9 protein-coding genes are annotated in these 12,510 nt (G+C 66.4%); 5 read left to right on the top strand and 4 right to left on the bottom strand.

The features are described from left to right. Nucleotides 1-106: 106 nt before the first annotated feature. On the top strand, nt 107-1,303 hold the full coding sequence (locus tag M9H71_RS13295) for a UbiH/UbiF family hydroxylase (RefSeq protein ID WP_455405453.1): 1,197 nt from the start codon (nt 107-109) through the stop codon (nt 1,301-1,303). Between the two features lie 3 nt (nt 1,304-1,306). On the opposite strand, the gene M9H71_RS13290 is transcribed toward M9H71_RS13295, so the two are convergent. Then, nucleotides 1,307-2,263 (bottom strand): AEC family transporter, encoded by a 957-nt coding sequence (locus tag M9H71_RS13290; RefSeq protein WP_455405452.1) that lies wholly within the window; start codon nt 2,261-2,263, stop codon nt 1,307-1,309. 123 nt (nt 2,264-2,386) lie between these two features. Between M9H71_RS13290 and hspQ the strand changes: the two genes are divergently transcribed. Then, a complete protein-coding gene (hspQ, locus tag M9H71_RS13285) occupies nt 2,387-2,719 on the top strand; it encodes a heat shock protein HspQ (RefSeq protein ID WP_011158219.1) in 333 nt (110 codons plus the stop codon). Nucleotides 2,720-2,833: 114 nt separating this feature from the next. Here hspQ and M9H71_RS13280 read toward each other — a convergent pair whose 3' ends face one another. Then, a complete protein-coding gene (locus M9H71_RS13280; RefSeq protein ID WP_455405451.1) occupies nt 2,834-3,574 on the bottom strand; it encodes an invasion associated locus B family protein in 741 nt (246 codons plus the stop codon). A 216-nt stretch (nt 3,575-3,790) separates the two neighbouring features. Between M9H71_RS13280 and M9H71_RS13275 the strand changes: the two genes are divergently transcribed. The 3 genes from M9H71_RS13275 to M9H71_RS13265 are packed head-to-tail and all read left to right on the top strand — an operon-like array spanning nt 3,791 to nt 8,488. Further along, nucleotides 3,791-5,662: an extracellular solute-binding protein gene (locus M9H71_RS13275; RefSeq protein WP_455405450.1), complete on the top strand. Its 1,872-nt coding sequence runs from the start codon at nt 3,791-3,793 to the stop codon at nt 5,660-5,662. A 4-nt stretch (nt 5,663-5,666) separates the two neighbouring features. Next, a complete protein-coding gene (locus M9H71_RS13270; RefSeq protein ID WP_455405449.1) occupies nt 5,667-7,202 on the top strand; it encodes an AMP-binding protein in 1,536 nt (511 codons plus the stop codon). Between the two features lie 50 nt (nt 7,203-7,252). Then, a complete protein-coding gene (locus tag M9H71_RS13265) occupies nt 7,253-8,488 on the top strand; it encodes a GGDEF domain-containing protein (RefSeq protein ID WP_455405448.1) in 1,236 nt (411 codons plus the stop codon). A gap of 143 nt (nt 8,489-8,631) precedes the next feature. On the opposite strand, the gene mfd is transcribed toward M9H71_RS13265, so the two are convergent. Beyond that, the gene (gene mfd, locus M9H71_RS13260) at nt 8,632-12,150 is read right to left on the bottom strand and encodes a transcription-repair coupling factor (RefSeq protein WP_455405447.1); all 3,519 of its coding nucleotides are present in this window, start codon (nt 12,148-12,150) and stop codon (nt 8,632-8,634) included. Continuing rightward, on the bottom strand, nt 12,147-12,437 hold the full coding sequence (locus tag M9H71_RS13255; RefSeq protein WP_455405446.1) for an FAD assembly factor SdhE: 291 nt from the start codon (nt 12,435-12,437) through the stop codon (nt 12,147-12,149). Before M9H71_RS13255 ends, mfd begins: the two co-directional genes overlap by 4 nt. Nucleotides 12,438-12,510 lie beyond the last annotated feature (73 nt).

Here is a 12,510-nt window from a genome sequence, read left to right as displayed (position 1 = left end):
GCCGATCTGCACAATCAGTTGCGGCGTTCGGTCGCGCAAAGGCCCCAGAACGTTAATGTTTCGCGGCGGACTTGAAATCGCCGCGGGCCGGCGCAATTGTCCCGGCATGACCCAGAGCCTGCTCGAGCCTAACAGCTATGACGCCATCGTGGTCGGCGGCGGCCCCGCCGGCCTCACCGCCGCCATCGCGCTTGCCGACAGCGGCGCGATCACCGCCCTGGTCGCTCGGCGAGTGCCCTATGGCGACAACCGGACCACGGCCCTGCTCGGCGATTCGATCGATATCCTCGACCGGCTCGATGTCTGGCGGCGGTGCTCGGGGAAAGCCGCGGCGCTGCGGGCGATGCGGCTGGTCGACGATACCCGACGGCTGATCCGCGCGCCTGAGGTCAAGTTCGCGTCCGACGAGATCGGCATGGATGCGTTCGGTTACAATATCGAGAACCGCGCGCTGCTGATCGCGCTGGAAGAGCGCGCAGCCGAACTGTCGAACCTCGAACGTTTCGACGACGAAGCCGACAGCGTCGTCCCGGGCGACGAGGAAGCCATCGTGCGGCTACGCAGCGGCGCGACGTTGTCGGCGACGCTGGTCGTCGGGGCCGATGGACGGCAGTCGCAGTGTCGCGAGGCTGCCGGCATCAAGGTGAGCAGCCGAGCGCTGCACCAGTCCGCACTCACCTTCAACGTCAAGACCACCCGCTCCCACGACAACGTCTCGACTGAATTTCACACTAAAGAAGGGCCGTGCGTGTTCGTGCCGCTGCCCGGCAAGCGGATGAGCATCGTCTGGGTAGCGTCGCCGAAGGAGGCACAGCGCCTGATGACCCTGTCCGACGACGAATTGTCGGCGGCGGCGGAGAGGCAGTCGCAGTCGGTCTATGGCAAGATGACGATCGAGCCCGGCCGTAACCTGTTTCCCCTGGCGATCGAGAAGCCTGCGGCTTACGCGCAGCATCGCATCGCGCTCGTCGGCGAGGCCGCCCATGTCGTGCCACCGATCGGAGCGCAGGGTCTGAATATGGGCCTGCGGGATGCCGGCGATCTCGCCGAGATCGTCCGTGAATCGATCGAGACCGGCGCCGACATCGGCTCGGACGCGGTCCTGGCCCGCTACGGCCGCAGCCGCGGCCCTGATATCGCCACTCGGACCGCAGCGATCGACATCGCTAACCGCACCCTGCTCAGCGGCTTGCTGCCGGCTCAGATGCTGCGCGCGGCCGGAATGCACCTGCTCGGTTCGGTCGGCCCGCTGCGGCGGTTCGCGATGCGCGAAGGGCTATCGCCGTTCTGGCGCTCGATCTGACGCCTACCCGGGAAACGGGATCTGGCCGGTTCTGATCAGCCACATCACGGTGGTGAGCGTCACCACCGACACGAACGTGCCGATCAGCACCGCGACCGACGCCGGCTCGACCCAGGTGTTGTACTGCCGGGCAATCACGAACACGTTCAGCGCCGGCGGCAGTGACGCCATCAGCACCGCGGTCGCCGCCCATACCGGCGAGAACGGCCCGAACGCCAGCACCAGGCCGAACACGATCACCGGGTGCAGCAACAGCTTGACCGCCACCAGGCTCGGAATCTCCCACGGCACCCGGCCGAACGGCCGCAGCGCCACGGTGACGCCGAGCGTGAACAGCGCCACGGGTGCCGCGGCGTTCTGCAGAAACAGCAGCATCTTGTCGACCGCCACCGGCAGTTCGACATGGAATGCCGCCGCCGCCGCTCCGCAATAGGCGGCGACGATCAGCGGATGCAGCAGGATCTCTCGCAGCACCGCCAGGATGGTCGGGATCAACGGCCGCTTGTCGGCGGCAGTCAGCGCCATCCCGAGCGGCACGATCGAGAACAGGAAGATAGTGTCGAAGCAGAAGATCAGCGCGGTCGGCGCCGCCGCCTGGGTGCCGAGCACCGCCAGCGCCAGTCCCGGACCCATGTAGCCGATATTGCCGTAACCGCCCGACAGCGCCGCCATCGTCGCCTCGCGCATCGACAGCTTGCCGATCGCCCGCCCGATCAGCCCGGACAAGAAGAATGCGATCGCGGTCGCCAGCGTGGTCGCCAGCACGAACGGCAGGTTGTTGAGCTCCTCGAACGGCGTCTTCGACATGATCCGGAAGAACAGGGCCGGCAGCGACACGAAGACCAGGAAGAAATTCATCCAGACCAAGCCGGCCTCAGGCAGCTTCTTCCAGCGTCCGCAGGCGAAGCCGACGAAGATCAGACCAAAATACGGCAAGGCGAGATTGAGAATGTCGATCATGCGGGCTGCGGCAGGCGGAGCGTGGAACCGTGCGGTATCAGGGAAACCCCGGGTCGGCCACCGCGGAGCAGAGTCTCCGGTTTACCACTAGCGTCCGCCGCCAAGCTGGTCTATCCGACTCCGATGATCAAAACGCGAACCGCAAAATTTCAGATCGGCCAGATCGTCCGCCACCGGATCTTCTCGTTCCGCGGGGTGGTGTTCGACATCGATCCGGAATTCGCCAACACCGAAGAATGGTGGCTGGCGATCCCCGAAGAGGTGCGGCCGAGCAAGGACCAGCCATTCTATCACTTGCTGGCGGAGAACGCGGAGTCGGAATACGTCGCCTACGTGTCGGAGCAGAATCTGCTGCCCGACGATTCCGGCGAACCGATCCGGCATTCCCAGGTGGCCGAGATCTTCATCAAGGACAAGTCCGGCGGCTACCGTCCGCGCAATCCGTCGCTGAATTAGCTGCCGCCGCCGGCGCGGCGCAACGATCCTCCCGCGCGACGTCGGTCGATCACCTCACAACGCAAAGGGCGCCCACCGGGGGCGCCCTTTTCGTTTCGCGACAGCAGTCGCGTGTTACTTGGCGGCCGGGTTGGCGCCCGCCGGAGCCTGAGCTTCCAGCTTCTTGCGCTGCTCTTCGGCGCGCTTCTGGAGCTCTTCCTGCAGCTTCTTCTGGGTCTCTTCGAACTGCTTCGGATCGGTCGGCGGACCGTCATAGGCCTTGGCGAATTCGGCCAGCGGCAGCGGCAGCGTCAGCGGCGCGCCGTTGGAGTTGATCGCCTGCACGATCAGGTTCTGGCCCTTCTTGAGCTGATTGATCAACTCCGGCGTGGCTTCGTAGTCCGACATGCAGCCGTTGGCGAAGCAGATGACGTAAGGGCTCTGCAGCGGTGCATTGCTGTCGACGATGATGCGCGTGCCGTGCACGAGCTGCATGCCGAGCGGCAGCGTGACGCGCAGGATCTTCTTCGGCTCGCCTTCCGGCTCGATGATCACCGCGGCGATTACCGGCTGACCGGATTCGATGCGCCCGTCCTTGCCGGTGAAGCACACCTGCTTGGCGTTGGCGTCCTGGCCCTTGAGACAGAACTTGGTCCAGGGCGCGTAGATAAGCTGGACCTGCTGCTGCTCGGCCTGCGCGGGCGCCTGCTGCGCCGGGGCCGGAGCGTTCTTCTGAGCCGCTTTCGGGGATCCCTTGGCCGGCTGCTGAGCCTGCGCGACAGGGGCGACGGTCAGCGCGGCGAACGCGGTCGCTGCCAGCAGGGCGAAGGCCCGCCCGCGCAGCCCGGCCGACGCGACCAAGTTGCAAGACTTCATTCGGAAAACCCTTTCTGAAACGGTCGCGCACCCCAACCGCGACGCGGGAGTGACATTCGGCCGTTGGCCGCTGTCTCGGTGCCAATTGAGGCGGTTACGTGACGAGCCGGTAGGCAACATCGACTGCCCGCCTTCAATACATTGGCGAATGAAAAGATCAATGGCAACAATCCTCAGGCGCCGGTTTCGCCGCGTCAATGTGGTAAAAATCGCGGCGTGAGACGCGCCGAATCAAATCAACGCCCCATCCGCTGGATCAGTGCATTCGCGATCGTGCTGGCGATCGGCTCAGGATGTGTCTCTGGCGTGACGGCGGCTGGCGCCGAGCCGTCCTCCGGTCCCGGAATCGTCAGCCATGCCATCGCGATGCACGGCAAGCCGGCGCAGCCGCCGGACTTCACCGCGATGCCCTATGTGAACCCCGCAGCACCCAAGGGCGGCCGAATGGTGGCCAGCGTGGTCGGCGCCTTCGACAGCCTCAATCCGCTGATCGTCAAGGGCATCGCAGTGCAGCAGATGCGCGGCTATGTGATCGAGAGCCTGCTCGCGCGGGGCCACGACGAACCGTTTACACTGTACGGACTGCTCGCGCGCTCGGTCGAGACCGACGATCTCCGCAGCTACGTCACCTTCCGGATCGATCCACGCGCCAGGTTCTCCGACGGCAAACCGGTGACGGCCGAGGACGTGCTGTTCTCCTGGCGGCTGTTGCGCGACAAGGGACGGCCGAACCACCGGCTGTATTACGGCAAGGTCGCCCGTGCGGAGGCACTCGATCCCCTCACCGTCCGCTTCGACTTCGGCGGTGTGCCGGATCGCGAGCTGCCGCTGATCCTCGGCCTGATGCCAGTGCTGCCGCGCCACGCGGTCGATCCCGACAGCTTCGAGGAAACCTCGCTGAAGCCCCCGCTCGGTTCCGGCCCCTACCGCGTCACCAGCGTCCAGGCCGGCACCAGCGTCACCCTCACCCGCGATCCGAACTATTGGGGTCGCGACCTGCCGATCAACCGCGGTCTATGGAATTTCGACGAGGTACGGATCGAGTACTTCCGCGAGTCCAATGCACAGTTCGAAGCTTTCAAGCGCGGCCTCTACGACTTCCGCGTCGAGACCGATCCGCTGCGTTGGAGCGAGGGCTATGATTTTCCCGCCGCGCGGGGCGGCGACGTGATCCGGGACGCCATCAAGCCGGGCACGCCTGAGCCGACCGACACGCTGGTGTTCAACACCCGCCGGCTGGTGTTCGCCGATATCCGGGTGCGCGAAGCGATCTTGAACCTGTTCGACTTCGAGTGGATCAATCGCAATTACTTCTTCGGCCTCTACACCCGTGCCGGGGGCTTTTTCGGCGGCTCGGAACTGTCGGCCTATGGCCGGACCGCCGATGACGGCGAGCGCCGGCTGTTGCAGCCGTATCTGCCGCGCCTGCGCACCGACATCATCGACGGCACCTACCGGCTGCCGGAGACGAACGGCTCGGGCCGCGATCGCAACGGCCTTCGCCGCGCGCTGGGCCTGCTCGAACAGGCCGGATACCAGCTCGACGGGACCGTGCTGCGCAAGCACAGCACCGGCCAGGCGCTGGCTTTCGAACTATTGGTGACGACGCGCGAACAGGAGCGGATCGCGCTGGCGTTTGCCCGCGATCTGAAGCGCGCCGGCATCTCCGTTTCCGTCCGCACCGTCGACGCGGTACAGTTCGATCAACGCCGCCTCGCCTACGACTTCGACATGATCCCGAACCGCTGGGACCAGTCGCTGTCGCCGGGCAACGAACAATCGTTCTACTGGGGCAGCGACGCCGCCGACACGCCGGGCACGCGCAACTACATGGGCGCCAAAGATCCGGCGATCGACGCGATGATCGCCGCGCTGCTACGCGCCCGCGGCCGGACCGATTTCGTCGACGCAGTCCGCGCGCTCGATCGCGTCCTGATCTCGGGGTTCTACGTGGTCCCTGTGTACAGCATCCGCGAGCAATGGATCGCGCGCTGGAATCGGATAGAACGTCCCAAGCACACTGCCTTGACGGGTTATCTTCCCGAAACTTGGTGGTGCCGGCCAGCGCAGCAACCGCCGCAGAGGTGATCCCGTGAGCCAGCCCAACACCTCGCCGACGCTCGACGGACTGTTTCGCCGCACCCTGGCGCGGCAACCCGATGCGGTCGCGCTGATCGATCCGCCGGACAAGCAGCGCATCACCGGCCAGCCGCCGCGGCGCATGACCTACGCCGAGGCCGACCGCGCGATCTCGGCGCTTGCCGCGCATTTCGTGACCGCCGGCCTGCCGAGCAATTCGGTGATTGCGGTGCAACTGCCGAACACCATCGAGTTTCCACTGACGGTGCTGGCGGCGCATCGTGCTGGCCTCGTGGTGGCGTTGCTGCCGCAGCTCTGGCGCCATGCCGACCTCACCGCCGCGCTCAATCGCACCGGCGCGCGGGCCATCGTGTCGACGCGCTGGATCGATGGCGTCAGCCATTCCGACCTTGCGATGAACGCGGCAGCGGAAGCATTCTCGATCCGTCACGTCTGCGGCTTCGGCGACGATCTGCCGGAAGGCATGGCCTCGCTCGACGCCGCCATGGCCGATACCACCGCGTTGCCGCCGGCTCCCGGACAGCAGGAGGCCCGCCGCGCGGCGATCATCTCATTCGACACCACCGGCGACGGCGTCCGCGCGATTCCGCGCAGCCATCTGCATCTGATCGCCGGCGGGCTGGTGGTCTTCCTGGAAAGCGGGATTCCGCAAGGCGCCGTGATGCTGTCGGCCCAGGCGCCGGCTTCGTTCGCCGGGCTCGCTTCGTCGATGGTGACGTGGCTGCTGAGCGGCGGGACGCTGGCACTGCACCATCCGTTCGACGACACGGTGCTGGAACGTCAAGTGGTCGAGCTCGGCTGTCAGGCGCTGGTCGCGCCCGCGCCGCTCGCCCTTCGGCTTGGCGAGGCCGGCCTTTCGGCACAGGCTCCATCGCTGCGGAGCGTGGTCGGGCTGTGGCGGGCGCCCGAACAGGTCGCCTCAAGCCCGGGCTGGGCGGGCACGCCGGCGAAGTTCACCGATATCTATCTGTTTGGCGAAGCCGGCCTGTTCGGCGCTCAGCGCACGGCGGACGGCACACCGGCGACCATCATGCCGGGACCGCACACCGCCCCACGCGACCACGCCGGCGGCTCGACCGCGGGCGAGCTCCTGATCACCCCCAAAGGCACGCTCGGGCTCCGCGGCCCGATGGTGACCCTCGCAGCCTATGCGCCGATGCCACCATTGAACAGCACGATCCCGATGGCACCGCCGCCGGACTTCGTCGACACCGGCTACGCGGCCCGGCTCGATCGGGCGACCGGCGCAGTGTGCATCACAGCACCGCCGGCTGGGGTCATGGCGGTCGGCGGCTATCGATTCCTGGCGCAGGATCTGCAGGAATGGGCAAAGCGACTCGGCCAGGGAGCGCTGCTGACAGCGCTGCCGGATCGTCTCAGCGGCTATCGGCTCGCCGGCCGCGCGCAGGACAATTCCAGAGCTCGTGAAGCACTTTCAGAACTCGGCCTAAACCCTTTGATGGTCGAAGCCTTCAGGGACGCCCCAAAGGTCGATGAAAACCGCACATCGACGTTGACGCCGCATTAACAGCGGACGGCTTACGGTTTTCCGCCTCGATCGCGGGAGCCGTTCTAGGAATGTCGTACCACGCGCCTATCCTCGTCGTATCCAACCACGAAAGCTCGCCGACTCTCGCCGCACTGACGGACGCCGGACTGTCCGCCGTGCTGGCCTCGTCGTGGCCGGAGGCTGGCGAAGCGATCGGTCGGCTGCGACCGTCGGCTGTGGTGGTCGATAGCGGCGTGCCTGCCGCCCCGCTGAAGCCTCTGTCCCGCCAGATCGCCTTGCTGCAGCCTTACGTGCCGCTGATTGTGATCGGACCGGATAGCGACCTCCTCCCCGACAACGCGATTCCGTTCCGTGCCGATGCGGCCGAGCTGGTCCGGCTCGCGCCGCGGCTGCGCGCCGCCTTGCGGGTGCGGACGCTGCACGCGACCGCGATGCGCCGCCTGGCAGATCCGAGCAGTCTCGCCGAACTGTCCGAAAGCGACCCGCTACAGGACGCCACCGTTTTGCTGATCGGCCGCGGCTCCGCCTATCCGGCGCTCTCGGTCGCGCTCGGCGAACGCGTCGGCGTTGTCGGCGCGCTGTCGATCGAAGCTGCCGCCAAGCACCTCAACGCCCGCGATCTCGACGGCATCGTGCTGGCGGAAGGCTTCAGCCCGCGCGTCGTCGATGCATTTCTCACTGTGCTGTCCGAAGATACCCGATTCAGGAACCTGCCGATCGTGGCCGGCGTTGCGGCTGCACAGCACAGCTACGAGCTGCCCAACCTCGAATTCGTCGATGGCGATCCGGATGGAATCGTCGGCACGGTGCTGCCGCTGGTGCGCCAGCATGCCTTCGAGGCCCGCCTCACCCGCACCCTTGCCTCGCTCGACGCCGGCGGGCTGCTCGATCCCAGCACCGGCCTGCTCACCGAGGCCGCGTTCGAACGCGACTTTGCGACGGCCGTGTATCAAGCGCAGACCCGCCGCGAAGGACTGTCGGTCGCCCGTTTCGTCCTCCATCGCGCCGATCGGCGCGCATTGAACGACGCCGCCCGGATCGTCAGCCGGCTGATGCGCAAGATGGACTTCGGCACGCTGCAGACCGACGGCACGCTGCTGGTGGTGTTCGCAGCGACCGACCTGCGCAACGCCCAGGCGATCGCGCGGCGGCTCAGCAGCGTGATCAGGCAGACCGCCCACAGCGCCCGGCGCGAGGCCCGGATCGATCCCGATGTCAGCGTCGCCACGCTAATGCCGGACGAGTCCGCCCGCGCGATCCTGACCCGCGTCGTTCAGCAGGACCGCCGCCGCGCGGCATCGTGAGAGCTTCGCGCTGATCGCGATCTCCGTCATTGCGAACCGAAGGCGAAGCAATCCAGAGGCTCCATACATAGTCTCTGGATTGCTTCGTCGGATTCGCCTCCTCGCAATGACGGCTGCGAAGATCTACGGACGCCGACGAAAGATTACGCCGCCTTGCGGTTCTCGGCGAGGTCCGCGAGCTGCTTGAGGATGTCGGTCGTTCCCATCAGTCGCTCTTCCGGCGTCTTCCAGACTTGGAAGAACACCACCTTCATGTCGGGCCGCACCTTGGCGGCTTCGCCGTGGCGCTTGATGAAGAACACCAGCTTGTCCGGCTGCGCGAAGGCGTTGTCGCGGAAGGTGATGACCACGCCCTTCGGGCCGGCGTCAACCTTCTCGACATTGGCGCGACGGCAATACGCCTTGATCGCCGCCACCTTGAACAGGTAGCGCACCTCGTCCGGCAGCGGCCCGAAGCGGTCGCGCAGCTCGGCGGCGAAATTGTCGATCTCTTCGTCGGTATCGAGATCGGCGAGCCGCCGATACAGCGACAGCCGCACCGAAAGGTCGGCGACGAAGTCGTCCGGGATCAGCACCGGCATGCCGATGGTGATCTGCGGTGACCAGCGATCGGCGACCGGTTCGTCGACAATGCCGGCCTTGAGGTTGGTGATCGCCTCCTCCAGCATCTGCTGATACAGCTCGAAGCCGACTTCCTTGATGTGGCCGGACTGTTCCTCGCCGAGCAGATTGCCGGCGCCGCGGATATCGAGGTCGTGCGAGGCGAGCTGGAAGCCGGCTCCCAGCGTCTCCAGCGATTGCAGCACTTTCAGCCGTCGCTCCGCCTGCGCGGTGATGTTGTGCTGCGGCAGCGTGAACAGCGCGTAGGCGCGCAGCTTCGACCGGCCGACGCGGCCGCGGAGCTGATACAATTGCGCCAGGCCGAACATATCGGCCCGATGCACGATCAGCGTATTGGCGTTGGGGATGTCGAGGCCGGATTCGACGATCGTGGTCGACAGCAGGATGTCGAACTTGCCGTCATAGAACGCCGACATGATGTCCTCGATCACCGCTGGCGGCATCTGGCCGTGCGCCACCGCGACCTTCATCTCCGGCACATGCTTGTCGAGGAAGTCCTTCACTTCAGCGAGGTCGTCGATCCGCGGCACGACGTAGAACGCCTGGCCGCCGCGATAGCGCTCGCGCAGCAGGGCCTCGCGGATCATCAGCGGATCGTGCGGCGCCACGAAGGTTCGCACCGCGAGGCGATCGACCGGCGGCGAAGCAATAATCGACAGGTCGCGCACGCCGGTCATCGCGAGTTGCAGCGTGCGCGGGATCGGCGTCGCGCTCAGCGTCAGCACATGGACCTCGGAGCGAAGCTGCTTCAGCTTCTCCTTGTGGGTGACGCCGAAGTGCTGCTCCTCGTCGACGATGACGAGGCCGAGATCCTTGAACTTGATCGACTTGCCGAGCAGCGCGTGAGTGCCGACGACGATGTCGAGCGTGCCGTCCGCGATGCCCTTCTTGACCTGCGACAGCTCCTTGGTCGAAACCAGCCGCGAGGCTTGGCCGACATGCACCGGGAAACCGCGGAAGCGCTCGGTGAAGGTCTTGGCGTGCTGCCGCGCCAACAGCGTGGTCGGGACCACGACCGCCACCTGCTTGCCGTCGAGCGCCACCGCAAACGCTGCACGCAGCGCCACCTCGGTCTTGCCGAAACCGACGTCGCCGCAGACCAGGCGGTCCATCGGCGTGCCCTTCTCCAGATCGCCGAGCGCGGCGTTTATGGCGGCGAGCTGATCCTCGGTTTCGTCGTAGGGGAAGCGCGCACAGAATTCGTCGTAGAGCTGCGGCTGGATCGGCAGCTTCGGCGCCTCGCGCAAGTGCCGTTCGGCCGCGACCTTGATCAGTTCTCCGGCGATCTGCCGGATGCGGTTCTTCAGCTTGGCCTTGCGCGCCTGCCAACCCGAGCCGCCGAGCTTGTCGAGTTCGACCGTGGTGCCATCCGAGCCATAGCGCGACAGCAGTTCGATGTTCTCGACCGGCAGAAACAGCTTGGTTTCGTTCGCATAATGCAGCTCGACGCAGTCGTGCGGCGCGCCGCCGACCTGGAGCGTCTGCAAGCCGACGAAGCGGCCGATGCCGTGCTCGACATGCACGACGATATCACCGGTCGACAGGCTGGTGACCTCGGAGATGAAGTTGTCGAGCTTCTTGCTGGCCTTGCGCTGCCGCACCAAGCGGTCGCCGAGCACGTCCTGTTCGGTGATCACCGCGAACGCATCGGTTTCGAAGCCGGACTCCAGCCCCACCACCGCCAGCATGGTTTCGTTGCGCGGCGTCGCCTGCACGGTGCGCCAGGAATTGACGCTGGTGAGCGCGACCAGCTTGTGGTCCTTCAGCATGCTCGCCATGCGGTCGCGCGAGCCTTCGCTCCACAGCGCGATCACCACCTTCTTGCGCACCGCCTGCAGCGCATAGACGTGCGCGACCAGTGTCTCGAACACATTGACGTTGCCGTCCGCCCGCTCCGGCGCGAAGTTGCGCCCGGCCCGGGCGCCGGCGTCGATGACGTTGCTGGTGTCTTCCGGCAGCGCGAACGGCGTCAGCCGCGCCAGCGGCACGCCTTCCAGCCGCGCGGTCCATTCGCTGTCGGTGAGGTAGAGTTGGTCCGGCGGCAGCGGTTTGTAGATCGCCCCGGAGCCGGGCTGATCCATCGCTTCGCGGCGGGCATCGTAGTAGTCGGCGATCTGCGTGAAGCGCTCGCGCGCGGCATCTTCGCTCTGCGGCTCGATCGCGACCGGCGTCCCCTTCAGATAGTCGAACAGCGTATCCAACCGCTCCTGGAACAGCGGCAGCCAGTGCTCCATGCCGGGATGACGGCGGCCTTCGCTGACGCCGGCATAGAGCTGATCGTCCGGATGCGGTGCGCCGAAGGCGGCGACGTAGCCCATGCGGAAGCGGCGGATGGTTTCGGTGACGAGCTGGAACTCGGACACCGGCACCAAATCCAGGCCGCGCATGGTGTGCAGCGTGCGCTGGGTCTCGGCATCGAAAGTGCGGATCGATTCGAGCTGGTCGCCGAAGAAATCGAATCGCACCGGCTGATCGAGGCCGGCGGGAAATAGGTCGAGAATGCCGCCGCGCACCGCATATTCGCCGGCCTCGCGCACCGTCGAGGCGCGGCTGTAACCGTTGTGCTCCAGCCAGGCGACGATCGAATCCATCGGCACGACGTTGCCGGGCGCCACCGACAGCGCCTGCGCAGCGACGATCTCGCGCACCGGCACCCGCTGCACGGCGGCGTTGACCGTGGTCAGGACGATCAGCGGTTTGTCGCTGCCGGTCAGCCGCGACAGCTTCGCCAGCGTCGTGACACGCTGCGCCAGAATGCCGGCATGCGGCGAGACGCGATCATAAGGCTGGCAGTCCCAGGCCGGGAATTGCAACACGTCGAGATCGGGCGCGAAGAACTCCAGGCTGCGCGCAAGCTGCTGCATCCGCGGGCCGTCGCGGCAGATCACCGCCAAACTCACCGCGGGCGCCTTCGGCTTGGCCGCGACCGCGCGAGCCAGATCGGCCACGATCAGCCCCTCGGCCCCCTCGGCGACGTTGGCGAAGGTCAGCGCCTTGCCGGGCGCAAGCTGCTCCGCCGGCGACCTGCTCGGAGTCTTCATACGGCGCCGTCCTGATGGCCGTAGGTCTTGATCCGTTCGAACAGACCGCCCTTGAATTCGGCCGGCAGCGTGTCGCCGCCGGCGACTGCGGCGTAGAGATCGTGGTCGTTGACCTCGATCAGCCGTTCCAGCTCGTCGAGCTCCGCCTCCAAAAGCGTGCCGATCTCGGCGTCTGCGAACTGGCCGAGAATCAGATCCATCTCGCGTGTGCCGCGATGCCAGCAGCGGAACAGAAGCCGCTTGCGGCGGTCGTCGAGCCCGCCGCTCGACCGTGTCGTTCCCGTCATATCGAAATCCACCTCAACGCCAAAAGCCCGGACGTGCCGGGCGGGGTTGGTATAGCGGTCGGCATCGGCGCTG

This window comes from Rhodopseudomonas parapalustris (assembly GCF_053772255.1).
This window is presented reverse-complemented; position numbering and strand designations above follow the sequence as displayed.

Coding starts and splice junctions, on each gene's coding strand:
- mfd (WP_455405447.1), bottom strand. CDS start 12,150: ATGAAGACTCCGAGCAGGTCGCCGGCGGAGCAGCTTGCGCCCGGCAAG.
- M9H71_RS13255 (WP_455405446.1), bottom strand. CDS start 12,437: ATGACGGGAACGACACGGTCGAGCGGCGGGCTCGACGACCGCCGCAAG.
- M9H71_RS13265 (WP_455405448.1), top strand. CDS start 7,253: ATGTCGTACCACGCGCCTATCCTCGTCGTATCCAACCACGAAAGCTCG.
- M9H71_RS13295 (WP_455405453.1), top strand. CDS start 107: ATGACCCAGAGCCTGCTCGAGCCTAACAGCTATGACGCCATCGTGGTC.
- hspQ (WP_011158219.1), top strand. CDS start 2,387: ATGATCAAAACGCGAACCGCAAAATTTCAGATCGGCCAGATCGTCCGC.
- M9H71_RS13280 (WP_455405451.1), bottom strand. CDS start 3,574: ATGAAGTCTTGCAACTTGGTCGCGTCGGCCGGGCTGCGCGGGCGGGCC.
- M9H71_RS13290 (WP_455405452.1), bottom strand. CDS start 2,263: ATGATCGACATTCTCAATCTCGCCTTGCCGTATTTTGGTCTGATCTTC.